Source organism: Ramlibacter tataouinensis TTB310 (assembly GCF_000215705.1).
Classification (GTDB): Bacteria; Pseudomonadota; Gammaproteobacteria; order Burkholderiales; family Burkholderiaceae_C; genus Ramlibacter; species Ramlibacter tataouinensis.
In genome coordinates, this window is record NC_015677.1 from 2,143,410 (window position 1) to 2,168,903 (window position 25,494).

A 25,494-nucleotide genomic window follows, 5' to 3' on the forward strand; every position below is an offset into this window, starting at 1 on the left:
CTGTCCTGCGCGCCGGGGAGGACACGAGCCCGACCCCGGCGGTTGCGGAAAGATCACTCCACCACGAGCTTGCGCTCCGTGATCAGCTTGCGCCACTTGGCCGTTTCCGCGGCCACGGTGGCTCCCATCTGCTGAGGCGTCCCGCCGGTGGGCACCGCGCCCAGGATGGCCAGCCGCTTCTGCAGCTCCGGCTCCTTCAAAGCCGCGTTGAAGGCCGTGTTGATCTTCTGCACCACCTCCGGCGGCGTGCCGCGCGGGCCGTAGAGGCCGAACCAGTTGCTCACCTCGAAGTTCTTCAGTCCCTGCTCGTGCAGCGTCGGCACGTCGGGCAGGAAGGGCAGCCGCTTCAGGCTGGTCACGCCGATCACGCGCAGCTTGCCCTCCTTGATGTGCGGCATGGCCGTGACCACGTTGTCCATCAGCATGTGGACCTGGCCGGACACCATGTCGTTGAACACCAGGCCGGTGCCGCGGTACGGGATGTGCGTCATGAACACGCCCGCTTCCGCCTTGAACAGCTCGCCGCTGAGATGGCTGTTGGTGCCGTTGCCGCTGGAGCCGAAGTTGAGCTTGCCGGGCTGCGATTTCGCCAGCTTGATGAACTCCTGCAGGTTGTTCACCGGCAGCGTCTTGGACGCCACCATCACGCTGGTGGTGCTGGCCACGTCGACGATGGGCACGAAATCGCGCTCGACGCTGTAGGGCGTCTTGGGATTGATCAGCGGGCCGATGGAGTGGGTGCTGCCGGTGGCCATCAGCAGGGTGTAGCCGTCCGGGTCGGCCTTGGCCACCAGGTCCGAGCCTATCGTGCCGCCGGCGCCCGGCTTGTTGTCGATCACGATGGGCTGGCCCAGCTTTTCGGCCGCGTGGAGCGTGATGGCGCGGGCCAGCACGTCGGTGGCACCGCCCGCCGGGAACGGCACGACCAGGCGAACCGGTTTGCCGGGATAGGCTTGCGCGGCGGCGCTGCCTGCGCCCAGGGTCAGACCGAGGGCGATGAACAGGCTGGAGAGTTGTCTTCGATTCATGAGGCAGTTACTGCTGGACGGTGGGCGACGATGATCGCATAGCGAGCAGGCGTCATGCCATCGCCGTAAAATCCCCGGCTCCCGCCACCTGCCCGGCCGCAGACGCCCGCCGGGCTCGCCACTTCCCATGTCACTGCTCTACCACCAGCTCGAGCTGCTCGCGCCGGCGCGCGACGCCGACATCGGCATCGAAGCCATCAACCACGGTGCCGATGCCGTGTACATCGGCGGCCCGGGTTTCGGCACGCGCACCGCTTCGGCAGCCGCATCTTCATCACCCTCAACACCATCCTGAGGGACGACGAGCTGGAGCCGGCACTGCGCATGGCCCGGGACGTCTGGAACGCCGGCGCCGACGTGCTGATCGTGCAGGACATGGGCCTGCTGGAGCTGGACCTGCCGCCCATCCAGCTGCACGCCAGCACGCAGACCGACATCCGCACGCCCGAGAAGGCCCGCTTCCTGCAGGACGTGGGCTTCTCGCAGATCGTGCTGGCGCGCGAACTCACGCTGGAGCAGATCCGCGACATCCACGGCGCGCTGGACGCCGAGCGCTGCAAGCTGGAGTTCTTCGTCCATGGCGCGCTGTGCGTGGCCTACAGCGGCCAGTGCTACATCAGCCATGCCCACACCGGCCGCAGCGCCAACCGGGGCGACTGCAGCCAGGCCTGCCGCCTGCCCTACCACGTCACCGACGCCCAGGGCCGCTTCATCGCGCACGACAAGCACGTGCTCTCGATGAAGGACAACAACCAGAGCGCCAACCTGGCGGCGCTGGTGGACGCCGGCGTGCGCAGCTTCAAGATCGAGGGCCGCTACAAGGACATGGGCTACGTGAAGAACATCACCGCCCACTACCGCAAGCTGCTGGACGAACTGGTCGAGGCGCGCGAAGGCAGCGGCCGTCCGCTGGCGCGCGCATCCAGCGGCCGCGCCACGTTCACCTTCACGCCCGACCCCGACCAGAACTTCAACCGCGAGTTCACCGACTACTTCGTCAACGGCCGGCAGGACGACATCGGCGCGTTCGACTCGCCCAAGAACCCCGGCCAGGCCATAGGCTGGGTGACGCGGGTGGGGCCGAACTGGGTCGAGCTGGAATGCGCCGACACCCGGACCCTGCTGCACAACGGCGACGGCCTGTGCTACTACGACCTGCAAAAGGAGCTGGTAGGCATGGCCATCAACCGGGCCGAGCCGGCCGGCAAGCCGGGCCGGTGGCGGGTGTTCCCCAAGGACCCGGTCGCCGATTTTCGCGACCTGCGCAAGGGCACGCAGGTCAACCGCAACCGCGACATGAGCTGGGTGCGGGTGCTGGAGAAGAAGTCGAGCGATCGGCGCATCCGTGTGTGGGCCGAGTTCGCGGAGACCGCGGACGGCTTCAGCCTCGCCCTCACCGACGAGGACGGCCACGTCGGCTCGGCCGCGCTGCCGCACGTCAAGGAGCCGGTCCGCGAGGCCGCACGCAACGAAGCAAGCCTGCGCGAGCAGCTGGGGCGCTTCGGCAGCACGATCTTCGAACCGCTGGACATCCGGCTGCGGCTGTCCCGGCCCTGGTTCGTGCCGGCCTCGCTGCTGAACGCGCTGCGCCGCGATGCCGTCGCGGCGCTGGAGGCGACTCGGGCCAAGGCCTACCAGCGCCCGGTGCGTGCGGCGGCCGTGGAGCCGCCCGTGCCCTACCCCGAGGACACGCTCAGCTACCTGGCCAACGTCTTCAACCAGAAGGCGCACGACTTCTACCGCAAGCATGGGGTGCAGGTGGTCGACGCCGCCTATGAGAGCCACGAGGAGGAAGGCGAGGTCAGCCTCATGATCACCAAGCACTGCGTGCGCTGATCCATGAGCCTGTGCCCCAAGCAGGCCAAGGGCGTGATCGGCGTCAAGGGCACGGTCAAGGCGGAGCCGCTGCAGCTGGTCAACGGCAAGGAGAAGCTCACCCTGCGCTTCGACTGCAAGCCGTGCGAGATGCACGTGGTCGGCAGGATGAAAAGCTCGGTGAAGAACCAGCGCGCCCGCGAGATGGCCGAGGCGCCGCTGGTGTTCTACCGGACCCGGCCAGCGCGCCCGGCCTGAGGCTCAGCCCACCCACTTCCTCGCGTTGCGCCAGATGCGCAGCCAGGGGCTGGCGCCGTTGACGTCGCCGCCGGACCAGCTCATCTGGATGTTGCGGAACACGCGCTCGGCGTGCGGCATCATGGCCGTGAAGCGCCCGTCGGCGGTGGTCACGGCCGTCAGGCCGCCCGGACTGCCGTTGGGATTGAGCGGATAGGCCTCGGTGGGCCGGCCGTGGTGGTCGGTGAAGCGCATGGCGGCGATGACCCGGCCCGGGTCGCCGCGGCGCGCGAAGTTGGCATAGCCCTCGCCGTGCGCCACCACGATGGGCAGGCGGCTGCCGGTCATGCCGTCGAAGAACAGGCTGGGGGACTCCAGCACCTCCACCTGCGACAGGCGCGCCTCGTAGCGCTCGCTGCGGTTGGTGGTGAACCGGGGCCAGCCCTGGGCACCGGGGATGATGTCGGCCAGCTCGGCCAGCATCTGGCAGCCGTTGCACACGCCCAGGGCGAAGCTGTCCGTGCGGGCGAAGAAAGCCTGGAACTGCTCCGACAGCCGGGGGTTGAAGGTGATGCTGCGGGCCCAGCCGATGCCGGCGCCCAGCGTGTCGCCGTAGCTGAAGCCGCCGCAGGCGACGAAGCCCTTGAAGTCGGGCAGCCGGGCGCGGCCGGCCTGCAGGTCGCTCATGTGCACGTCCACCGGGTCGAAGCCCGCCAGGTCGAAGCAGTAGGCCATCTCGACATGCGAGTTGACGCCCTGCTCGCGCAGGATCGCGACCTTGGGTCGCGCCAGGTTCAGGAACGGCGCGGCGACGTCCTCCTGCGGGTCGAAGCTGGGGGCGAACTGCAGCCCGGGATCATTCGGATCGCCCGCAGCCGCATGCTCGGCATCGGCCCCGGCCGGGTTGTCGCGCTGCCGGCAGATCTTCCAGCTCACGCTGTCCCAGACCTGGTGCAGGTCGGCCAGCTGGGCGCTGAACACGGCCTTGGTGTCGCGCCAGACCTGCACCTGGCCCTTGCCGATGTCGATCTCCGAAGATTGCGGCCGGGTCTTGCCCACGAAGTGGCTGAACCTCGACAGGCCGTGCGCGCGCAGCACCTGCATCACCTCGTTGCGCTGGTCGGTGCGCACCTGCAGCAGCACGCCCAGCTCCTCGTTGAACAAGGCCTTGAGCGTCAGCTCGTCGCGGCGCGCGCCGACCTGCGTGGCCCAGTTCTTGGCATCGCCGTACTCGGCGCGGCTGTCGCTGATGCCGTCGCCCTCGGTCACCAGCAGGTCCACGTTGAGCGACACGCCCACCTGGCCGGCGAAGGCCATCTCGCAGGCCGCCGCGAACAGGCCGCCGTCGCTGCGGTCGTGGTAGGCCAGCAGGCGGCCCTGGGCGCGCAGTGCGTTCACGGCGCCGACCAGGTTCACCAGGTCCCGCGGATCGTCCAGGTCGGGCACCATGCCGCCGGGCTGGCCGAGCACCTGCGCCAGGATGCTGCCGCCCATGCGGTTCCGGCCCTTGCCCAGGTCGACGAGCACCAGGGTGGTGTCGGCGGCAGACTCGAGCTGCGGCGTCAGGGTGCCGCGCACGTCGGCCAGGGTGGCGAAGGCGCTGACCACCAGGCTGACCGGCGACACCACCTTCTTCGGCGCCCCGCCCTCCTGCCCGCTGCCGGAGGGGCCTTGCCATACGGTGCGCATGGACAGGCTGTCCTTGCCCACGGGGATGGAGATGCCCAGCGCCGGGCACAGCTCCAGGCCTACGGCCTTCACCGTCTCGTACAGCGCGGCGTCCTCGCCCGGCTCGCCGCAGGCGGCCATCCAGTTGGCCGACAGCTTGACCCGCGGCAGCTCGATGGGGGCGGCCAGCAGGTTGGTGATGGCCTCGGCCACTGCCATGCGGCCGGACGCCGGCGCGTCGATGGCGGCCAGCGGCGTGCGCTCGCCCATGCTCATGGCCTCGCCGGCGAAGCCCTGGAAGTCCGCCAGTGTCACCGCGCAGTCCGCCACCGGCACCTGCCAGGGGCCCACCATCTGATCCCGGTGCGACAGGCCACCCACCGTGCGGTCGCCGATGGTGATCAGGAAACGCTTGGAAGCCACCGTGGGATGCGACAGGACCTGGATGACCGCGTCCTGCAGGACCACGCCCGCCAGATCGACGGGCGGCACCTCGCGCCGCACGCTCTTCACGTCGCGGTGCATCTTGGGTGGCTTGCCGAGGAGCACGTCCATGGGCATGTCCACGGGCGCGCGGGCCCCGTCATCGGCCACCACCAGCTGGCGCTCCTCGGTCGCCAGGCCGACCACCGCGAACGGGCAGCGCTCGCGCTCGCAGAAAGCCTGGAACTGCGGCAGCGACTCGGGCGCGATCGCCATCACGTAGCGCTCCTGGCTCTCGTTGCACCAGATCTCCTTGGGCGCCAGGCCGGACTCCTCCAGCGGGATCCTGCGCAGGTCGAAGCGGGCGCCGCGGCCGGCGTCGTTGGTCAGCTCGGGAAAAGCGTTGGACAGGCCGCCGGCGCCCACGTCGTGGATGGCCAGGATGGGGTTGTCCTCGCCCAGCGACCAGCAATGGTTGATCACCTCCTGGGCGCGCCGCTCGATCTCGGGGTTGCCGCGCTGCACCGAGTCGAAGTCCAGCTCGGCCGCGTTGGCGCCGGTGGCCATGGAACTGGCCGCGCCGCCGCCCATGCCGATGCGCATGCCCGGCCCGCCCAGCTGCACCAGCAGGGTGCCGGCCGGGAACTCGATCTTGTGCGTCAGCCCGGCGTCGATGCTGCCGACGCCGCCGGCGATCATGATGGGCTTGTGGTAGCCGCGCACCACGCCGGCCACGGTCTGCTCGTACTCGCGGAAGTAGCCGCCCAGGTTGGGCCGGCCGAACTCGTTGTTGAAGGCGGCGCCGCCCAGCGGCCCCTCGGTCATGATCTGCAGCGGGCTGGCGATGTGCTCGGGCTTGCCGTTGGGGCCGTCCCACAGGCGCGATACCGAGAAGCCGGTCAGGCCGGCCTTGGGCTTCGCGCCGCGGCCGGTGGCGCCCTCGTCGCGGATCTCTCCGCCGGCGCCGGTGGCCGCGCCCGCGAAGGGCGAGATGGCGGTCGGGTGGTTGTGCGTCTCCACCTTCATCAGCACGTGCTGCAGGCGGCTGCGCTTCCGGTAGCTGCCCGGTATCACCGCACCAGGAGCGGACGCGGACTGGGGCAGGAACAGCTCGGCCTGCGAGCCTTCCATGACGGCCGCGTTGTCGGAGTACGCCACCACCGTGTGCTGTGGCGCGGCGCGGTGGGTGTGGCGGATCATGCCGAACAGGCTGTGCTCCTGCGGCACGCCGTCGATGGTGAAGCGGGCGTTGAAGATCTTGTGGCGGCAGTGCTCGCTGTTGGCCTGGGCGAACATCATCAGCTCGACATCGCTGGGGTTGCGCCCCAGCCCGCGGAAGGCCTCCACCAGGTACTCGATCTCGTCGTCGGCCAGCGCCAGCCCGAAGCGGCTGTTGGCCGCCTCCAGCGCGGCCCGCTCGCCGCCCAGCAGGTCCACCTGCTCCATGGCCGCCGGCTCGAGCTCATCGAAGAGCCGGTGCGCGGCACCGCGGTCCGGCAGGACGCTCTCGGTCATGCGGTCGTGCAGCAGCGCGGCGATGGCGGCCCGCTGCGCCGGGTCCAGCGCGGCCTTGCCGCCGAGCAGCGAGCCCTTGAGGCCGAGGCGGTACTCGACGATGCGCTCCACGCGCTTGAGCCGAAGGCCGCAGTTGTGGGCGATGTCGGTGGCCTTGGACGCCCAGGGCGACACGGTGCCCAGGCGCGGCGTGACCACGATCAGCTCGCCGGCCGCCTCCCCGGTGTGCGGCTCCCCGTACGTCAGCAGGGCCGCCAGCCGCTGCCGGTCGGCCTCGGACGGCGCGGATTCCCAGGCAGCCAGGTGGACGAAGCGCGCCGAGACCGACTGGAGCCGGTCGTGCACGGCCTGGAGGCGGGGAAGCAGTTGCTGGACGCGGAACTCGCTGAGGGCGCTGCCGCCCTCGAAGTCGGTGATGTGCAGGGTCACGGGTGTTGCCTGTGGGTGGAGCCGGGGCCGGAAACCGGGGCGGCGCACCGCTGACTGGGGAGCGCCGCAGAGCCCGTCATTGTACCGGCACGGTATTTTTCACTCTGGGATAATCCCGCGTCATGACCATCACCTACAAGGACGCCGAGGGCATCCAGGGCATGCGCACCGCGGGCCGGCTGGCTTCGGAGGTGCTGGACTACCTCACGCCGTTCATCAAGCCGGGCATCACCACCCGCGAGATCGACCGGCTGGCGGCCGAGCACATGAAGAAGCAGGACACGACCTCGGCCACCCTGGGCTACCAGCCGGCCGGCTACCCGCCCTACCCGGCCTCGCTGTGCACCTCGGTCAACCACGTGGTGTGCCACGGCATCCCCAACGACAAGCCGCTGAAGAAGGGCGACATCGTCAACATCGACGTCACCGTCATCAAGGATGGCTGGTACGGCGACACCAGCCGCATGTTCATCGTCGGCGAGGCGTCCATCGTGGCCAAGCGGCTGGTGTCGCTGACCTACGAAGCCATGTGGCACGGCATCGTGAGGGTCAAGCCCGGCGTGCGGCTGGGCGACATCGGCTTCGCCATCCAGCAGTTCGCCGAGAAGAACGGCTTCTCGGTGGTGCGCGAGTTCTGTGGCCACGGCATCGGCCGCAACTTCCACGAGGAGCCGCAGGTGCTGCACTACGGCAAGCCCGGCACGCTGGAGGAACTCAAGCCCGGCATGACCTTCACCATCGAGCCCATGATCAACGCGGGCCGCAAGGAGGTGAAGGAGTTCGGCAACGACGGCTGGACCATCGTCACCAAGGACCATTCCCTGTCGGCCCAGTGGGAGCACACGGTGCTGGTCACCGAGACCGGCTACGAGGTGCTGACCCTGTCGGCCGGCAGCCCGCCGCCGCCGCCGTTCGTCAACGCCCAGTAACCATTCATGGCGGAGCTGGCCGCGCTGCGCGAGGACTACCGGGCCCGCAAGGGCGCGGTGCTGGCGGCGCTGCAGGCCCGCGGTCGCTCGCTGCGCGGCATCCGGGGCCTGCTGCAAGGGCTGGCGCGCGAGGCCGACGCCACCCTGCGCCAGCTGTGGCAGCAGGCGCAGTTTCCTGAGGATTTCGCCCTGGTGGCCGTGGGCGGCTACGGCCGGGGCGAGCTGTTCCCGCATTCCGACGTGGACGTGCTGGTGCTCATGCCGGACGGCACCGCCTGCGACGACGATGCCGCGCTGAAGCAGAAGGTGGAGGCCTTCATCGGCCAGTGCTGGGACGTGGGCCTGGAGATCGGCTCCAGCGTGCGCACGGTGGCCGAATGCGTGGCCCAGGCGCAGAACGACGTCACCGTGCAGACCTCGCTGCTGGAGTCGCGCCTGGTCGCCGGCCACCCCCGCCTGTTCGCGCAGTTCCGCAACCGCTTCTCGGCCACGCTGGACGCCCGGGCGTTCTTCGTGGCCAAGACGCTGGAGATGCGCCAGCGGCACACCAAGTTCGAGAACACGCCGTACTCGCTGGAACCCAACTGCAAGGAGTCGCCGGGGGGCCTGCGCGACCTGCAGGTCATCCTGTGGGTGGCGCGGGCGGCCGGCTTTGGCAAGAGCTGGGACGAGCTGGCCAAGAGCGGCCTGGCCACGCCCTTCGAGGCGCGCCAGCTCAAGCGCAACGAGGCGCTGATCACCCTGATCCGCGCCAGGCTGCACCTGCTGGCCGGCCGGCGCGAGGACCGGCTGGTGTTCGACCTGCAGACGGCGGTGGCCGAGTCCTTCGGTTACCGCACCGTGATGGCGGACAGCGGCCGGGTGATCTCGCGCGCCAGCGAGGCGCTGATGCGCCGCTTCTACTGGGCCGCCAAGGCGGTGTCGCAGCTCAACCAGATCCTGCTGCTCAACATCGAGGAGCGACTCTCGCCCACGGCCCACCCGCTCACGCCCATCAACGAGCGCTTCGCCAACAAGGCCGGCCTGGTGGAGGTCGCCAGCGACGACCTGTACCAGCGTCACCCCGAGGCCATCCTGGAAACCTTCCTGGTCTACCAGACCCAGGTGGGCCTGTCCGGGCTGTCGGCGCGCACGCTGCGCGCGCTGTACAACGCGCGCCACCTGATGGATGCGAAGTTCCGCCGCGACCCGGCCAACCACGCCACTTTCCGCGCCATCCTGATGCAGCCCAAGGGCATCACCCACGCCATGCGGCTGATGAACCAGACCTCGGTGCTGGGCCGCTACCTGTGGGTGTTCCGCCGCATCGTCGGCCAGATGCAGCACGACCTGTTCCACGTCTACACCGTGGACCAGCACATCCTGATGGTGCTGCGCAACGTGCGCCGCTTCTTCATGCCCGAGCACGCGCACGAGTACCCGTTCTGCTCGCAGCTGGCCGGCGGCTGGGACAAGCCCTGGATCCTGTACGCGGCGGCGCTGTTCCACGACATCGCCAAGGGCCGCGGCGGCGACCATTCCGAGCTGGGCGCGCGCGAGGTGCGCCTGTTCTGCCGCCAGCACGGCATAGCCGCCGAGGACTGCCGGCTCATCGAGTTCCTGGTGCGCGAGCACCTGATCATGAGCCGCGTCGCGCAGAAGGAGGACCTGAGCGATCCGGCCGTCATCGCCGCCTTCGCCAGTCGAGTGGGCAACGAGCGCTACCTCACGGCGCTGTACCTGCTCACCGTGGCCGACATCCGCGGCACCAGTCCCAAGGTATGGAACGCCTGGAAGGGCAAGCTGCTGGAGGACCTGTACCGCTACACGCTGCGCGTGCTGGGTGGCCGCGCGCCCGACCCCCATGCCGAGATCGAGGCGCGCAAGCGCGAGGCGCTGGTGCAGCTGCAGCTGTACGCGCTGCCGTTCGACGCACACCGCCGGCTGTGGGACACGCTGGACGTGGGCTACTTCATGCGCCACGACGCGGGCGAGATCGTCTGGCACACCCGCCATGTGAGCCGGCACCTGGCGGCGCTGGAGGCCGGTGCTGGTGCCGGCGCCGCGCCGCTGGAAAAAGCGGCAGGCACCAGCGCCGCGCCGCTGGTGCGGGCCCGCCTGTCGCCGGTGGGCGAAGGGCTGCAGGTGCTGGTGTACACGCCGGACCAGGCGGACCTGTTCGCCCGCATCTGCGGGTATTTCGACCAGTCCGGCTTCAGCATCCTGGACGCCAAGATCCACACGGCCCGCAACGGCTACGCGCTGGACACCTTCCAGGTGGTCAGCGCCTTGCTGCCCGAGCACAACCGCGAGCTGATCAACATGGTGCAGTCCGAGCTGGAGCAGACGCTGCAGAAGGCCGGCCCCCTGCCGCCGCCCAGCCGCGGCCGGGTGTCGCGGCGGGTCAAGAGCTTCCCCATCCCGCCGCGCGTGCACCTGGCGCCGGACGAGCGGGCGCAGCGCTGGCTGCTGTCCATCTCCGCCAGCGACCGTGCCGGCCTGCTGTACTCGGTGGCGCGGGTGCTGGCGCGCCACCACATCAACCTGCAGCTGGCCAAGGTGTCCACCCTGGGCGAGCGGGTGGAGGACACCTTCCTCATCGACGGGCCGGAGTTGCAGCAAAACAGGCGGCAGATCGAGATCGAGACCGAGCTGCTGGAAGCATTGGCCGCGTAGTCCTTGGTTGCATGCGTAATGCTTTCGCGCGGGTCGAAAAACAACGTTATAGGACGTGACTGTCAGTTCTGACAGGGGCTTCCGGGCGTTCAGGCTTGTCGCTGCTGAGCCCGCTTCATAGAGTCGCGCCACGTGCTGCGTGCACATGGAGGTGAAGAAGTATGAAGCGAAGAACCCTGTGCTCCTGGAGCCTGGGCGCTCTGTTGGCCCCGATGTCGTGGGCCCAGCAAACCAACGGGGCAGTAAGAAAGCCAGGCCCGAACTGGCGCCTGCTGATCAACGAAGCCGTCACCGGCGAAACCAACATCTTCGTGCTGACCAACCGCTACCAGGGGCTGGCGGACTACATCAGCGCGCAGCCCAAAGGCCGCGCCATCGGCATCGAGCCGGTGGTGGACATCAGGCGCTTCATGAGCCTGGCGCAGGGAGGCAGCAAGCCAGACCTGGTGTTCGGCAAATCGGTCAACCAGATGGCCAAGCTGGTGCGCGACAGCGGCTACCAGCCGGTGGTGCGCCGCTCCGACGAGTACAAGGCCGCCTTCATCGTGGGCAAAGGCGTGAACGTCAAGTCCTTGGCCGAGGTCAAGGGCGAGAAGATCATCATGCCTGACGAGTACGCCGCCACCACGGCGGTGGCCAAGGCCGAGCTGCGCCGGCAGAACGTCACCAATCCCCGGATCATCCACGTGCGCTACCAGGAAGCGGTGGCGCAGCAGGTCCAGGCCGGCCTGGCGGACGTGGGCGTGGTCAATCCCAGCACCGCCAAGAAATGGGCCGAGCAAGGCGGCAGGGTGCTGGCTGAGACCCGGCCCGTCGCCAACTGGTCGCTGCTGGCCTCGCCCAGCATGCCGGCCGAGGAGGTCAATGCCCTGCGCGATGCCCTGATCGGCATGAACAAGCAGGCGCCCACCGTTCTTGCATCGCTCGGCTTCAAGGAGTGGGCCCGGGCCGACCGCAAGGAGTACCTCGAGCTGTTGGACTACACGAAGGAGTAAACCATGGGAGTGATCAAGATGAGCGCACGTACCCTGCTGGCCATGGCCGCTGCAGTCGGCGCCGGCCTGGCGTACGGCACCACCAGCCCGGCGCCGGCAGGCGCGCGGCCCGTTCCCGCGGCGCTGACGCAGGCGGCGGCCGCCATCGCCAAGGAACTGGCCACCCATTGCCCGCTGGCGCCGGCCGGGGACACCGAGTCCTACAACCGCTGCCGCCAGCACCTGTATGGCGACAGCGCCCTGCGGGCCCAGCTGCCGGCCTACCTGATCTGGGGCCGCCAGAGCAAGGTACCCAACGCCACGCTGCGCCAGACCAACCTCACGCAGTTCTCGCCCGAGGTGTGGACCAGCATGTACGCGCCGCTGTTCATGTTCAACGGCAAGCACACCGTCGAGTGGGTGCCCGAGGAGAAGAGCTTCCTGGTGCGCCTGCAGGCGGCCTTCCGCAACCGCCTGGCGCCGGGACAGTTCCCCTACCCGTTCTGGCACGAGGAAGCCAAGTGGGCGATGTACGAGAACGCCAACGGCCTGATGCTGTGGATCAACCCGGACACGCTGAAGGTCAAGGCGGCGCAGTTCACCGACCGGGCGCCCAACCCGTTGCTGCACGCCGTGGCGCCCGTCAACCACGGCAAGCATGACAACGCCACCTGGCTGTGGACCGACGCCAGGGGGGTGACGCAGCCCGCCGTGAGCCTGTTCGACGGCATCTACCGCGCCGACAACCCGCACCTCAAGGCCATGGACCGGCAGTACCGCGACCTGGCGCTGCAGATGCGCGAGTCGCAGTGCACCAGCTGCCACGTGCCCAACAACCCGGACAAGATGAGCCGCCTCGTGCTGCTGTCCACGCCGGTGCATGCCGCCGGCGAGATCGACCGCCTGATCCGCTCGGTCAAGGAAGACCGCATGCCCATGGACGAGTACCGCACCAGCTACGCGCTGCCGGACGAGGCCAAGAAGGCGCTGCTGCAAAGCGCCGAGGAGTTCAAGGCCACGGTCGAAGCGGCCAAGGCCTGGGAGCACCGGCATCAGGCGGTCAAGCCGACGGCACCCGCCCCGGTGGGACGCGTGCCCGGCATGAACGTTTCCTCCAACCAACCCCAGCAGGTGGCCAAATGAGCTCGAGCATGACAATGACCCGCCCGTCCCACCTGGTGAACCGCCGCACGGCGCTGCGCAGCGTCGCGGCTGCGGCGCTGTGCGCCACCCCGCTGGCCCAGTCGCAGTCGTCCGCGGACGGCTGGCGCCTCCTGATCAACGAGGCCTTCACCGCCGACCTGAGCATTTCCATGCTGGCCCAGCGCTACAAGAACTGGGCTGACTACATGGCCGCCGCGGTGCGCAACAAGCAGGTGGTGATCGATCCCGTCATCAGCGTGCGCCGCTTCCTGGAGCAGGCCCGAGGCGACCAGAAGCCGCTGTTCGTGTTCGGCAAGTCGGTCAACCAGCTGGCCAAGCTGGTGCGCGACCAGGGTTACCAGCCGGTGGCCCGCCGCGCCGACCCCTACAAGGCAGCCTTCATCACGGGCGCCAACTCCACCATCACCAGCATGGGCGCACTGGCAGGCCGCAAGATCCTGATGCCCGATGAGTATGCGGCCACGACAGCGGTGGCCAAGGCCGAGCTGCGCAGCATGAACATCGGTTCCTTCGTGTCGCACACACGCTTCCAGGAGTCGGTGGCGCAGCAGGTCGCGGCCGGTGTCGCCGAGGCCGGCGTGGTCAACCCCACCATCGCCCGCAAGTGGAAGGAAGAAGGCGGGCGCATCCTGGGCGAGACCCAGCCGGTGGTCAACTGGTCGGTGCTGGCCTCGCCCAAGGCTCCGCCCGAAATGGTGGCGCGCATGACCGAGGCGTTGCTGGCCATGAACACGCAGGCCGCACCCATCCTGGGCGAGATCGGCGTCAAGCAGTGGGCCAAGCCCGACAAGGCCGAGTACGTGGCGCTGCTGGAGTACACCAACGAATAGGACCGGCCCTGGCGCCTGGGGGAACAGTCATGGAACACCATAGGGGAGTGCACGCTCGGGGAGAGCAAGATCGCGGCCCGTGCGCCGCAGCCCGAATGAGGGCGGCCGGGCACAGGCTGCTGCGCTGGGTGGCGACGGCCAGTCTCGCGGTGGCCGCCACCTCGGCAGCCGCGGAGCTCAAGCTCATGGTCGCCACCGATCCCTCGGGGTCGCGTGAACTGCTCACCGCGCGCTACCACGATATCGCGATCTCCCTGCAGGCGGTGCTGGGGCAACCCGTGCGGGTAGAACGCAGCACGGTGTTCGCGGAGGTGCTGCGCTCGACCCGCACGGCCGAGTTCGACATCTACATCGTTCCGCCCCACGTGGCCGCCTCCGCGCTGGCGCACAAGTACGAGCTGGTGGGCGTGACCGGCAAACCCGAGACTTTCGTGTTGGTGGCCCGGCCCGGCATCGGGTCGGTGGCGCAGTTGGCGCAGCGCAAGATCCACCTCGCCCAGCAAGACTCGCTCTACGCTTACATGGCCAAGGGCCTGCTCAACGAGTCCGGCGGTTCGCTGACCGCCGCCAAGGAAGTACGCTACGAGCGCACCTCCGGCGCCGGCCTCGTCGCCGTGCAGCTGGGCCTGTTCGATGCCACCGTGACGCGCAAGGCGGAGTACGACGAGTGGATCAAGACGCAGAACGGGAACAAGGCCGAGGTGCTGATCGAGTCCAAACCCGTGCCGGGCGGCCTCACTTTGGTGGTCAACAAGTCCATGCCCGAGAACCTGCGCCAGAAGCTGACGGCCTGGGCCGCGGGCAATGCGCCCATGGACCTGGGGCTCGGACGCATGCAGGCCACCTCGGACAAGGCCATGTACCAGTACGTCGGCGGCCTGGGTCATTTCACGCCGCTGCAGCTGCCCGGCGTGACCCGCGTGACGGCGCAGCAGGCCGCGGAGCTGATGCGGCAAGGCGCGCAGATGGTGGACGTGCGGTCCGAAAAGGAGTTCAACGCCCGGCGCATCCCGGGCGCGGTCCTGGCGTCTTACATCGAGAAGAGCGCCAAGGACACGACCTTCAATGCCTCGCTGGACGACTTCTCGGCCGTGGACGCCCTGGACAAGAACCGTCCGGTGATCTTCGCCTGCAACGGCGCCGAGTGCTGGAAGTCGTACAAGGCCAGCAAGACGGCCGTGGCGCGCGGCTTCAAGACCGTGTACTGGCTGCGCGGCGGACTGCCCGAATGGGAAGAACTCAACTTCCAGACCGCGCGCAACTGAAGTCAATCGTCCTCGGACGCGTCCAGCCCCGGGAACAGCACCTCGGTGAAGCCGAACCGGCTGAAGTCGCGCACCCGCATCGGGTACAGCTTGCCCACCAGGTGGTCGCACTCGTGCTGCACCACGCGCGCGTGGAAGCCCTCGGCTTCCCGGTCGATGGGGCGGCCGTCGGGATCGAAGCCGCGGTAGCGGATGCGCCTGTGGCGCGGCACCACGCCGCGCAGGCCGGGCACCGACAGGCAGCCTTCCCAGCCCTCTTCCTTCTCGTCCCCCAGCGGTGTGACCACGGGGTTGAGCAGCACCGTGCGCGGCACCGGCGGCGCGTCGGGGTAGCGCGGATTGGGCGCATCGGTGCCGAAGATCACCAGCTGCAGGTCCACCCCGATCTGCGGCGCAGCCAGGCCCGCGCCGTTGACGGCCGCCATGGTCTCGAACATGTCGGCCACCAGGCGGCGGATCTCGTCGGTGCCGAATGCGGTGACGGGCTGGGCGACGCGCAGCAGGCGCGCATCGCCCATCTTGAGGATGGTTCGCACGGTCATGCGCCGCATTGTCGCAGCGCACGACGCGCACGCCGGCATCAGACGGATCAAGCGTTGAGCTGTGCCCAGACCTTGTCGAGGCGCTTGAGGCTCACCGGCTGGGGCGTGCGCAGCTCCTGGGCGAAGAAGCTCACCCGCAGCTCCTCCAGCAGCCAGCGGAACTCCTGCATGCGCTCGTCCAGCTGGCCCTTGCGTTCGGCCACCAGGCGCCAGTAGCGCTGCTCCTGCGGCTTGAGCTCGGCCAGGCGGGCCGCGTCGCGCGCCGGGTCGGCGCGCCACTTGTCCAGCCGCAGCACGATAGCCTTGAGGTAGCGCGGAAAGTGCTGCAGCGCGGCCCAGGGCGTGGCCGCGAGGAAGCGCTTGGGCATCAGCCGCTGCAGCTGCTGGGCCGCGTCCTGCGTGGCGTCGGGCGCGTTCTTGGTGTCCTTGATCTTGCGCAGCGCTGCGGCGTATTCGGTGAGGATGGTGCCGGCCAGGCGCGCGACCTCATTGGCGATCAGGGTCAGGCGGCCGCGCCCCTCCTCCACCCGACGCTTGAAGGCGGCCTGGTCGGCGGGCAAGGGCTCCTGCAGGAAGGCGCGGTCCAGCGCCACTTCGACGATCTGCTCGCGCAGTTCCTCCAGCGTGCCCAGCGGCATGTAGGCCACGGCCATCTTCTGCAGGTCGGGGATGTTCTTTTCCAGGTACTTCAGCGCGTCGCGGATCTGCAGCGCGACCAGCCGGCGCAGGCCTGCCCGGTGCCTGGCGGCGGCAACCTCGGGCTCGTCGAACACCTCGATCGCCACCCCATCGCCCTGGTCCACCAGCGCCGGAAAGCCCACCAGGCTGGTGCCGCCCCTGCGCACCTCCATCAGCTCGGGCAGTTCGCCGAAGGTCCAGGCGGTGTGGCGTTGAGCGCTTTCAACGGCCGGGACTTTTGCTCCTGCCCCCTTCGGAGGGAGGCCGGGAGATGGGCTCTCCGCCCGCTGCACGCCCCCACCCTGCCCTCCCCCGGAGGAGGAGGGAGAAGAAGCAACTTTGAGTCCTGCCAGGGCCTGGAACGCGCCACGTGCTTGCGCGCCGAGCTCCGCCTTGAGGGCGCCCAGGTTGCGGCCCATGCCCAGCTGGCGGCCGTGCTCGTCCACCACCAGCAGATTCATGAACAGGTGCGCCGGCACCATGTCGAGCTTGAAGTCGGTCCGCTTCACGTCCAGGCTGGTCGCCTCGCGCACGCGCCCCCGCAAGGCATCGGTCAACGCACCCTGCGCCCAGGCCTCGGGCCGGGTGAGTTCCGCCGCCAGCCGCGCCGCCGACTCCGGCAGCGGAACGAAGCGCGCGCGCGGCTTCTGCGGCAGGCTCTTGAGCAGGGCCTGCACCTTGTCCTTGAGCATACCGGGCACCAGCCATTCGCACCGCTCCTCGCTGACCTGGTTCAGCACGAACAGGGGAACCGTCACCGTCAGCCCGTCGCGCGCATCGCCCGGCGCATGCAGGTAGCTGGCCGCGCAGTCGACCCCGCCCAGGCGGAGGGTCTTGGGGAAGGCGTCGGTGGTGATGCCCGCCGCCTCGTGCCGCATCAGCTCTTCGCGCGTGAGCTTGAGCAGATCGGGGTTCCTGCGGCTCTCGGTCCGGTACCAGCCTTCGAAGGTGTGGCCGTTGTAGACGTCGGGCGGAATCTGCTGGTCGTAGAAGGCGTAGATCAGCTCGTCGTCCACCAGCACGTCCTGGCGCCGCGACTTGTGCTCCAGCTCCTCGACCTGGCGGACCAGCTTGCGGTTGGCCTGCAGGAACGGCAGGGAGGTCTCCCATTGCCCGGCCACCAGGCCCTCGCGGATGAAGATCTCGCGCGCGCCCTGCTGGTCCACCCGCGCGAACGGCACGCGCCGGCCGCTGTAGATCACCAGCCCGTACAGCGTGGCACGTTCCAGCGCCAAGACGTCGGCGGCTTTCTTCTCCCAGTGCGGATCCAGCAGCTGCTTCCTCAGCAGGTGGCCTGCCACCTCCTCCACCCACAGGGGTTCGATGTTGGCGATGCCGCGGCCGAACAGACGGGTGGTCTCCACCAGCTCGGCGCACACGATCCAGCGGCCCGGCCGCTTCTTCAGGTGCGCCCCGGGGTGGCGGTGGAACTTGATGCCCCGCGCGCCCAGGTACTCGGACGACTGGGCCCCGGCACCTGCGGCGCCGTCCTCCATCTTCCAGCCGATGTTGCCCAGCAGGCCGGACAGCATGGACTTGTGCAGCGCCTCGTAGGAGGCAGGTTGTGCATTGAGCTTCCAACGGTGCTCGGTCACCACCGTCAGCAGCTGGCTGTGGATGTCGCGCCACTCGCGCACGCGGCGGATGTTGATGAAATTCTGGCGCAGCAGCTGCTCGTACTGGCGGTTGGTGAGCTTGTGCTGCGCACCGTGGCCGCCGCGCGCCTCGTGAATCCACTTCCACAGCGTCAGGTACCCGGAGAACTCGCTTTTCTCGTCGTCGAACTTGGCGTGCTGCTGGTCGGCCTGGGCCTGCAGCTCCAGCGGCCGGTCGCGCACGTCCTGCACCGACAGCGCCGATGCCACCACCAGCACCTCCTCCAGGGCGCCGCGGCCGCGCGCCTCCAGGATCATGCGGCCCACGCGCGGGTCCAGCGGCAGCCGGGCCAGCTCGCGGCCGACCTCGGTGAGCTCGTTGTCTTCATCCACCGCGCCCAGCTCGCCCAGCAGCTGGTAGCCGTCGGTGATGGCGCGGCGCTGCGGGGCCTCCAGGAAGGGGAAGTCCTCCACCGACCCCAGGTGCAGGGACTTCATGCGCAGGATCACTCCGGCCAGCGAAGAGCGCAGGATCTCCGGGTCCGAGAAGCGCGGGCGGCCGTTGAAGTCCTCCTCGCTGTACAGCCGGATGCAGATGCCGTTGGCCACCCGGCCGCAGCGGCCGGCGCGCTGGTTGGCCGCCGCCTGGCTCACCGGCTCGATCAGCAGCTGCTCCACCTTGCTGCGGAAGCTGTAACGCTTGACGCGCGCCGTGCCGGCGTCGATCACGTAGCGGATGCCGGGCACGGTGAGCGAAGTCTCGGCCACGTTGGTGGCCAGCACGAGGCGCCGCCCCTGGTGCGGCTCGAAGATGCGGTCCTGCTCGGCCTGCGACAGGCGGGCGAACAGCGGCAGCACCTCGGCGCCGCGCGTCAGCGGCTGGTGCGCCAAATGCCCGCGCAGGTGGTCGGCCGCCTCGCGGATCTCGCGCTCGCCCGGCAGGAACACCAGGATGTCCCCGCCCCCGGCGCCTTGCCAGAGTTCATCGACCGCGTCGGCGATGGCCTCGTTCAGGCCGTAATCGCGCGACTCCTCGAACGGCCGCCAGCGCTGCTCCACCGGGAACATCCGGCCCGAGACATAGAGGATGGGCGCCGGCCCCTGGGCGGAGGCGAAATGCTGCGCGAAGCGGTCGGCGTCGATGGTGGCCGAGGTCACCACGATCTTGAGGTCCGGCCGGCGCGGCAGGAGTTGCCGCAGGTAGCCCAGCAGAAAATCGATGTTGAGGCTGCGTTCGTGCGCCTCGTCGATGATCAGCGTGTCGTAGGCCGAAAGGAGCGGGTCGGTCTGCGTCTCGGCCAGCAGGATGCCGTCGGTCATCAGCTTGACCGAGGCCTCGCGCGACAGGCGGTCCTGGAAGCGCACCTTGTAGCCCACCACCTCGCCCAGCGGGGTCTGCAGCTCCTCGGCGATGCGCTTGGCCACGCTGGAAGCGGCGATGCGGCGCGGCTGCGTATGGCCGATGAGGCGGCCCTTGTGCCCCGGCGCCGCGTTCAGGCGGCCGCGGCCCATGGCCAGCGCGATCTTGGGCAGCTGCGTGGTCTTGCCCGAGCCGGTTTCGCCGCAGACGATCACCACCGGGTGGGCCGCCATCGCGTCCATGATCTCCTGGCGCTTGGCGGAGACAGGCAGGGCGTCGGGGAAGGTGATGCGAAGGTCGGGCAAGGCGCAGCGGCGGAAAACCTTCGATTATCGGGCGGGCGCCGCCCGCCTGGCGCCCGCCAGCGGCCTCAGGGCGCCGGCAGCTCGGCGATCTGCTCGGTGACGCGGTCGAACCAGGCGATCCGACTGGGATAGGTCCAGGCCGTGCGCGACATGGCGCGGGCCATGGACACCGCCGTGGACGGCCGCATCATGGGCAGCGCCTGCAGCACGCCCACGCCCACCTCGGCCACCCACTGCATGCCGGCGTTGTCCAGCTGCCGCGGCTGCTGGCCGGTGGTCAGGGCCACCGGCCGCAGCAGGCGCGCCCCCACCTGGCGCGCCAGCGAGAGCAGTGCCTCGGTGTCGCTGGCGTTGCGCATCAGCAGCAGGAAACCGTCGTCGCCGAGCCGGCCCATTTCCACCTGCGCCGGCACGCAGCGCCGCAGCCGGCTTGCGCAGACGAACAGGGCGTGGTTGGCGGCGGCGCGGCCGTGCAGGTTCTCCAGGGCGTACAGGTTGCCGATGGACACGGCAATCACGCCCACCGGCCGGCGTTCGCCCTCGTGCCGGAAGAAGGCCGCGCCCACCATGGGGCCGGCGGTTTCGGCATGCGAGCGCAGGCGCGTGACCGGGTCGTAGTTGGGGCCGTGCGCCAGCACCTCGCGCAGTTCGATCAGGTACGAGTAGCGGGCCCACATCGCCGTGGCGATGGTGGCCAGGTAGGCCATGCCCGCCAGCGCGCTGGCGGCGTGCACCGGCCAGGGCACGCCCTGCCGGTCCAGGGCGATCCAGCTCAGGCCGACGACCGCCAGCAGCATGAAGGACACGCCGGCCACCGCCAGCCAGCCCAGGGGGTCGCCGCGCAGCGCGCCGCGCAGGCACAGCAGCAGCCCCGCCGCGCCCACGCCGCAAGACCAGAGCGAGCTGAGCGCCAGCGCATGGAACGGGTCGAGCAGCCAGCCCAGGGCCAGCACGCCCGTGGCCAGGCCGGCGGCCACCCGGCGGATGCGGCGCGCCTGCAGCTCGTCGCGCATCAGGCCCAGCATGGCCAGGAGCATCAGGCCCAGCGCCGTGCTGCACACTGCGGCCACGTGGGCCAGCCAGCGCGCCTCGGCCTGCGGCCGCACCACCGGCAGCGCACCCAGGTACGCGGCGGCGAACACGCCCGACATCAGCGCCGACAGGGCTGCGGTGAGCGCCACCCGGTGCAGCGAACGCGCGAAAGCCACCAGGGAAGCGGCCAGCATCAGCGCCACCGTGCCGAAGAAGGCGCCCCAGATGCCCACGACCAGCTTGTCCATGCCGCAACCATAGCGCGGCCGGACCCGGGCGCGATGGGTGTTTACCTTACACTTCGCCGCACCTTCTCCCCTGCGCCGACCGCGCCGCGCGCCATGTCCGCCGTCTTCAACTTCACCTTCGTGCCCTGGTTCCGGTCGGTGGCGCCCTACATCCACATGCACCGCGGCAAGACCTTCGTGGTCGGCGTCGCGGGCGAGGCCATCGCCGCGGGCAAGCTGCACACCATCGCGCAGGATCTCGCGTTGATCCAGAGCATGGGCGTGAAAGTGGTGCTGGTGCACGGCTTCCGGCCCCAGGTCAACGAGCAGCTCAGGGCCAAGGGCCACACCGCCCGCTACTCGCACGGCATGCGCATCACCGACGAGGTCTCGCTGGACTGCGCGCAGGAGGCGGCCGGCCAGCTGCGCTACGAGATCGAGGCGGCGTTCAGCCAGGGCCTGCCCAACACGCCGATGGCGGGTTCCACCGTGCGCGTGATCTCCGGCAACTTCATCACCGCCCGGCCCGTGGGCATCCTGGACGGGGTGGACTTCCAGCACTCGGGCCTGGTGCGCAAGGTGGACGTGGGCGGCATCACCCGCACCCTGGAGCACGGCGCGATGGTGCTGCTGTCCCCCTTCGGCTTCTCGCCCACCGGCGAGGCCTTCAACCTCACCATGGAGGAGGTGGCCACCAGCGTGGCCATCGCGCTGCAGGCCGACAAGCTGGTGTTCCTCACCGAGATCCCCGGCATCCGCATCAAGCCGATGGAGCCCGAGGCCGAGGACAACCCGATCGACCTGGAGCTGCCGCTGGCAGCGGCCGAGCGCATCCTGGCGCAGCTGCCCAGCCCGCAGCAGCCCACCGACACCGCCTTCTACCTGCAGCACTGCGTCAAGGCCTGCAAGGCCGGCGTGGAGCGCAGCCACATCCTGCCGTTCGCGGTGGACGGCTCGCTGCTGCTGGAGATCTACGTGCACGACGGCATCGGCACCATGGTCATCGACGAGAAGCTGGAGGAGCTGCGCGAGGCTTCGGCCGACGACGTGGGCGGCATCCTGCAGCTGATCGAGCCGTTCGAGAACGACGGCACCCTGGTCAAGCGCAGCCGCACCGAGATCGAGCGCGACGTTGCCAACTACACCATCATCGAGCACGACGGCGTGATCTTCGCCTGCGCGGCGCTCTACCCCTATCCCGAGGCCAGGACCGGCGAGATGGCGGCGCTCACGGTCTCGCCGCAAAGCCAGGGCCAGGGCGACGGCGAGAAGGTGCTCAAGCGCGTCGAGCAGCGCGCCCGCGGCATGGGGCTGGAGAGCATCTTCGTGCTCACCACCCGCACCATGCACTGGTTCCTCAAGCGCGGCTTCGTCCAGGTCGACCCCGACTGGCTGCCCGAGGCGCGCAAGCGCAAGTACAACTGGGACCGGCGCAGCCAGGTGCTGGTCAAGAAGCTCGTCTGAGCCGGGTCGCGCCGGCAGCCTGAGCCTTGTCCTACAGCGCAAGGCGACCGGTCCGACATACAGGGTCCGGATGGCCGCCTAAGGTGGACTGCAGGAGGTGACCCATGCCCACCAAGGTTTTCACGCGCGAAGTGCGCATCCCGGCCGGCGACGCCTGGCTGCAGGGCGACCTGGTGCTGCCCGAGGAGCCGCTGGGCCTGGTGCTGTTCGCGCATGGCAGCGGCAGCGGCCGGCACAGCGGGCGCAACCGGCGCGTTGCCGCGCAGCTGCAGCAGCAAGGCATCGCCACCCTGCTGCCGGACCTGCTGACCGCGCAGGAGCAGCAGGACGACTCGCGCACCCGGCAGCACCGCTTCGACATCCCGCTTCTGACCGGCCGCCTGCAGGACGCGGCGGCCTGGGCGGCCGAGCAGCCGGTGCTGACCGACCTGCCGCTGGGCCTGTTCGGTGCCAGCACCGGCAGCGCGGCGGCCCTGATCGCCACCGCCCGCCTGCGCCGGCGGGTCACGGCCCTGGTCTCGCGCGGGGGACGGGCTGACCTGGCCGGGCCGGCGGTGCTGGCCGCCATCGTCGCGCCGACCCTGCTGATCGTGGGCGGGCGTGACGCCGAGACACTGGCGCTGAACCAGGCCGCCTACGAGCACCTTCGCTGCGAGCGCAGCCTGGCCGTGGTGCCCGGCGCCGGGCATTTGTTCGAGGAACCCGGCGCGCTGGAGCGCGTGGCCGACCTGGCGGCCGGCTGGTTCCAGACCCGCTTCGCCGCCGCCGCGCTGGAGGTGGCGGGATGAGCCCAGCGCCGGTCCTGCCCCTGCGCGACCGGCGCCAGGCCGGCCGGCTGCTGGCCGGCAGCCTGGCACCCTACCGCGGCCGCCCCGGCCTGCTGGTGCTGGCCTTGCCACGGGGCGGCGTGCCGGTGGCCTTCGAGATCGCCCGCAGCCTGGGCGCGCCGCTGGACATCTTCGTGGTGCGAAAGATCGGCATGCCCGGACACCCGGAGTACGCCATCGGCGCCATCGCCAGCGGCGGCGTGCGCGTCATGGAACCGTTGCCCGGCGGCACCGTGCGGCCGCAGGTCCTGCAAGAGGCGATCGAGCGCGAGACCGGCGAGCTGGCGCGGCGCGAGCAGGTGTACCGGGGCGAGCAGCCGCCCGCCGACATCCGCGGCCGCACCGTGCTGGTGGTCGACGACGGCATGGCCACCGGCTCGACCATGGAAGCGGCCGTGCTGGCCTTGCGGCAGCAGCAGCCCGCCCGGCTGGTGGTGGTGGTACCCGTGGCGCCGCGCGACACGGTCGCACGGTTGCGTGCGCGGGTGGACGAGGTGGCCTGCCTGGCCACGCCCGAGCCGTTCCGCGCCGTCAGCCTGTGGTACCAGGACTTCCCGCAGTGCACGGACCAGGAGGTCTGCGAGCTGCTGGAGGAATCGCGCCGCGAGCCGGCCCACCTGTCGCATTGACCGAACCGCCCGCCATGCCGCCGGACAGCGACACCCTGCCCCAGCGCCTGCGCCCGCACCTGCGGCCGCTGGACGGGAATGGCCTGCTGGACTTCATCGGCGACGCGCGCATCGTGCTGCTGGGCGAAGCCTCGCACGGCACGCACGAGTTCTACGCCATGCGGGCCGCGCTCACGCAGCGCCTGGTCGCCGAGCGCGGCTTCAATGCCGTGGTCGTGGAGGCCGACTGGCCGGATGCCTGGCGCGTCAACCGCTATGTGCGGGGACTGTCCGGCGACCGCAGCGCGGACGAGGCGCTGGCCGGCTTCCGGCGCTTCCCCACCTGGATGTGGAGCAACACCGTGGTGCGCGACTTCGCCCGGAGCCTGCGCCGGCACAACCTGGGCGTCGCGCCGGAACGCCAGGCCGGCTTCTATGGCATGGACCTGTACAGCCTGTTCGGCTCCATCGAGGCCGTGCTGCGCTACCTGGAGGCCACCGACCCGGAAGAGGCGCGCCGGGCCCGCGAGCGCTATGCCTGTTTCGACCATTTCGGCCGCGACAGCCAGGCCTACGGCTACGTCGCCGGCCAGGGCCTGCGACCCGGCTGCGAGGACCAGGTGGCCCAGCAGCTGCGCGAGCTGATGGAGCACGCCGCCCAGCGTTCGGGCGCGCCCGGGCACGCGCGCGACGAAGCCTTCCACGCCGAGCAGAACGCGCGGCTGGTGCGCAACGCCGAGGAGTACTACCGGGCCATGTACCGGGGCCGGGCCTCGTCCTGGAACCTGCGCGACCAGCACATGCTGGAGACGCTGCAGGCGCTGGAGCGCCACCTGGCCGACGGCGGCCGCCCGCTGCCGAAGATGGTGGTGTGGGCCCACAACTCGCACCTGGGCGACGCCAGCGCCACCGAGATGGCGCGCCAGGGCGAGTGGAACGTGGGCCAGCTGGCGCGCGAGCACTGGGACGGCCAGGCCCTGCTGGTGGGTTTTTCCACTTACCGCGGCAGCGTGACGGCGGCGACCGACTGGGACGCACCCGCCCGGCGCAGGCGGGTGCGCGACGGCCTGCCCGGCAGCTTCGAGGACCTGTTCCACCGCACCGGCGAACCGGCCTTCTGGCTGGGGCTGCGCGGCAACGAGTCGCTGGGCGAGCTGCTGGCGCAGCCGCGGCTGCAGCGCGCCATCGGCGTGATCTACCGCCCCGAGACGGAGCGCTGGAGCCACTACTTCGAAACCCAGCTGCCGGCCCAGTTCGACGCCCTGGTGCACATCGACGAAACGCGGGCCGTCGAGCCGCTGGAACCCGACGCCGGCTGGAGCCCCGGCGGGCAGAGTGAAAAAGCCGGGGAACCCGCCGAGACCTACCCCAGCGGCGTCTGAGGCCTCAGGCGGCCTGCGCGCGGGTGCCGCCCCGGCCTTGGCGCACCAGCAGCAAGAGGAACAGCAGCGCGAAGGCGGCGAACCAGAGCAGGGACCAGTTGGCGATCGACAGGCCCAGGAAGGTCCAGTCGATCTTGGTGCAGTCGCCGCTGCCGCGGAAGATCATGGGGATGGCGCGCCGCAGCGGGAAGGTCTCGATCATCCCGTAGAAGTCGCGGCCGCAGGACGCGATCTCGGGCGGATACCACTGCAGCCAGCTCTGGCGGGCGGCCACGAAGCCGCCGAAACCGGCGGCCAGCAGGCCCAGCCCGCTGCCGGCCAGCAAGGCCCCGCGGCCACGGGCAAAGGCCGTCAGGCCCGCTGCCAGGGCCACCCCGATCAGCGCGTAACGCTGCACGATGCACATGGGGCACGGCTCCAGGCCGACGACATGCTGCAGGTACAGCCCGAAGGCCAGCATGGCCACGCTCACCACGGCCACCAGCGCCAGCACGCGGCGCGGCGCGCGGTCCAACCAATCGACGATCACAAGCGACTCCTCC

16 protein-coding genes and 1 pseudogene are annotated in these 25,494 nt (G+C 70.0%); 11 read left to right on the plus strand and 6 right to left on the minus strand.

The genetic code is table 11. The features are described from left to right. Positions 1–53 precede the first annotated feature (53 nt). Positions 54–1,028: a Bug family tripartite tricarboxylate transporter substrate binding protein gene (locus RTA_RS10405; protein ID WP_013901354.1), complete on the minus strand. Its 975-nt coding sequence runs from the start codon at positions 1,026–1,028 to the stop codon at positions 54–56. A gap of 127 nt (positions 1,029–1,155) precedes the next feature. Between RTA_RS10405 and RTA_RS10410 the strand changes: the two are divergent. Further along, positions 1,156–3,101: pseudogene (locus RTA_RS10410) on the plus strand (peptidase U32 family protein). A gap of 3 nt (positions 3,102–3,104) precedes the next feature. Here RTA_RS10410 and purL read toward each other — a convergent pair. After that, positions 3,105–7,115 carry a phosphoribosylformylglycinamidine synthase gene (purL, locus tag RTA_RS10415; protein WP_013901358.1) on the minus strand — a complete coding sequence of 1,337 codons (4,011 nt, stop codon included), beginning with the start codon at positions 7,113–7,115 and terminating at the stop codon, positions 3,105–3,107. A gap of 122 nt (positions 7,116–7,237) precedes the next feature. Between purL and map the strand changes: the two genes are divergently transcribed. From map to RTA_RS10445, 6 genes are all read left to right on the plus strand, one after another. Further along, the gene (map, locus tag RTA_RS10420) at positions 7,238–8,044 is read left to right on the plus strand and encodes a type I methionyl aminopeptidase (protein WP_013901359.1); all 807 of its coding nucleotides are present in this window, start codon (positions 7,238–7,240) and stop codon (positions 8,042–8,044) included. 6 nt (positions 8,045–8,050) lie between these two features. Further along, complete coding sequence (locus RTA_RS10425; RefSeq protein ID WP_013901360.1) at positions 8,051–10,699, plus strand: [protein-PII] uridylyltransferase; 2,649 nt, start codon at positions 8,051–8,053, stop codon at positions 10,697–10,699. 161 nt (positions 10,700–10,860) lie between these two features. Further along, positions 10,861–11,694 (plus strand): phosphate/phosphite/phosphonate ABC transporter substrate-binding protein, encoded by an 834-nt coding sequence (locus tag RTA_RS10430; RefSeq protein ID WP_013901361.1) that lies wholly within the window; start codon positions 10,861–10,863, stop codon positions 11,692–11,694. An 18-nt stretch (positions 11,695–11,712) separates the two neighbouring features. Continuing rightward, positions 11,713–12,816, plus strand: a complete 1,104-nt coding sequence (locus RTA_RS10435; protein WP_143762950.1) for a hypothetical protein — start codon at positions 11,713–11,715, stop codon at positions 12,814–12,816. Positions 12,817–12,824: 8 nt separating this feature from the next. Next, positions 12,825–13,667 carry a phosphate/phosphite/phosphonate ABC transporter substrate-binding protein gene (locus RTA_RS10440; RefSeq protein ID WP_143762951.1) on the plus strand — a complete coding sequence of 281 codons (843 nt, stop codon included), beginning with the start codon at positions 12,825–12,827 and terminating at the stop codon, positions 13,665–13,667. A gap of 95 nt (positions 13,668–13,762) precedes the next feature. Continuing rightward, positions 13,763–14,932, plus strand: coding sequence for a rhodanese-like domain-containing protein (locus RTA_RS10445; protein ID WP_049871269.1), 1,170 nt, complete (start codon positions 13,763–13,765; stop codon positions 14,930–14,932). A 2-nt stretch (positions 14,933–14,934) separates the two neighbouring features. On the opposite strand, the gene def is transcribed toward RTA_RS10445, so the two are convergent. The 3 genes from def to RTA_RS10460 form a co-directional block, all read right to left on the minus strand. After that, complete coding sequence (gene def / locus RTA_RS10450) at positions 14,935–15,474, minus strand: peptide deformylase (protein WP_041676322.1); 540 nt, start codon at positions 15,472–15,474, stop codon at positions 14,935–14,937. A gap of 47 nt (positions 15,475–15,521) precedes the next feature. Next, a complete protein-coding gene (hrpA, locus tag RTA_RS10455; protein ID WP_041675338.1) occupies positions 15,522–19,412 on the minus strand; it encodes an ATP-dependent RNA helicase HrpA in 3,891 nt (1,296 codons plus the stop codon). Positions 19,413–19,477: 65 nt separating this feature from the next. Beyond that, a complete protein-coding gene (locus tag RTA_RS10460) occupies positions 19,478–20,692 on the minus strand; it encodes a GGDEF domain-containing protein (RefSeq protein WP_013901367.1) in 1,215 nt (404 codons plus the stop codon). A 93-nt stretch (positions 20,693–20,785) separates the two neighbouring features. Between RTA_RS10460 and argA the strand changes: the two genes are divergently transcribed. From argA to RTA_RS10480, 4 genes are all read left to right on the plus strand, one after another. Continuing rightward, a complete protein-coding gene (argA, locus tag RTA_RS10465; RefSeq protein WP_041675340.1) occupies positions 20,786–22,135 on the plus strand; it encodes an amino-acid N-acetyltransferase in 1,350 nt (449 codons plus the stop codon). Between the two features lie 104 nt (positions 22,136–22,239). Next, on the plus strand, positions 22,240–22,923 hold the full coding sequence (locus tag RTA_RS10470) for a dienelactone hydrolase family protein (protein ID WP_013901369.1): 684 nt from the start codon (positions 22,240–22,242) through the stop codon (positions 22,921–22,923). Further along, on the plus strand, positions 22,920–23,591 hold the full coding sequence (locus RTA_RS10475) for a phosphoribosyltransferase (protein WP_013901370.1): 672 nt from the start codon (positions 22,920–22,922) through the stop codon (positions 23,589–23,591). Before RTA_RS10470 ends, RTA_RS10475 begins: the two co-directional genes overlap by 4 nt. Further along, positions 23,588–24,952, plus strand: coding sequence for an erythromycin esterase family protein (locus RTA_RS10480; protein ID WP_013901371.1), 1,365 nt, complete (start codon positions 23,588–23,590; stop codon positions 24,950–24,952). Before RTA_RS10475 ends, RTA_RS10480 begins: the two co-directional genes overlap by 4 nt. 4 nt (positions 24,953–24,956) lie before the next feature. Here RTA_RS10480 and RTA_RS10485 read toward each other — a convergent pair whose 3' ends face one another. Then, positions 24,957–25,481, minus strand: a complete 525-nt coding sequence (locus RTA_RS10485; protein ID WP_013901372.1) for a disulfide bond formation protein B — start codon at positions 25,479–25,481, stop codon at positions 24,957–24,959. Positions 25,482–25,494: the final 13 nt, after the last annotated feature.

What these genes read in the sequence shown, in the direction of transcription:
- RTA_RS10405 (WP_013901354.1), bottom strand. Translation starts at nt 1,028, where the DNA reads ATGAATCGAAGACAACTCTCCAGCCTGTTCATCGCCCTCGGTCTGACC.
- map (WP_013901359.1), top strand. Translation starts at nt 7,238, where the DNA reads ATGACCATCACCTACAAGGACGCCGAGGGCATCCAGGGCATGCGCACC.
- RTA_RS10425 (WP_013901360.1), top strand. Translation starts at nt 8,051, where the DNA reads ATGGCGGAGCTGGCCGCGCTGCGCGAGGACTACCGGGCCCGCAAGGGC.
- RTA_RS10430 (WP_013901361.1), top strand. Translation starts at nt 10,861, where the DNA reads ATGAAGCGAAGAACCCTGTGCTCCTGGAGCCTGGGCGCTCTGTTGGCC.
- RTA_RS10435 (WP_143762950.1), top strand. Translation starts at nt 11,713, where the DNA reads ATGAGCGCACGTACCCTGCTGGCCATGGCCGCTGCAGTCGGCGCCGGC.
- RTA_RS10440 (WP_143762951.1), top strand. Translation starts at nt 12,825, where the DNA reads ATGACAATGACCCGCCCGTCCCACCTGGTGAACCGCCGCACGGCGCTG.
- RTA_RS10445 (WP_049871269.1), top strand. Translation starts at nt 13,763, where the DNA reads ATGAGGGCGGCCGGGCACAGGCTGCTGCGCTGGGTGGCGACGGCCAGT.
- def (WP_041676322.1), bottom strand. Translation starts at nt 15,474, where the DNA reads ATGACCGTGCGAACCATCCTCAAGATGGGCGATGCGCGCCTGCTGCGC.
- RTA_RS10460 (WP_013901367.1), bottom strand. Translation starts at nt 20,692, where the DNA reads ATGGACAAGCTGGTCGTGGGCATCTGGGGCGCCTTCTTCGGCACGGTG.
- argA (WP_041675340.1), top strand. Translation starts at nt 20,786, where the DNA reads ATGTCCGCCGTCTTCAACTTCACCTTCGTGCCCTGGTTCCGGTCGGTG.
- RTA_RS10470 (WP_013901369.1), top strand. Translation starts at nt 22,240, where the DNA reads ATGCCCACCAAGGTTTTCACGCGCGAAGTGCGCATCCCGGCCGGCGAC.
- RTA_RS10475 (WP_013901370.1), top strand. Translation starts at nt 22,920, where the DNA reads ATGAGCCCAGCGCCGGTCCTGCCCCTGCGCGACCGGCGCCAGGCCGGC.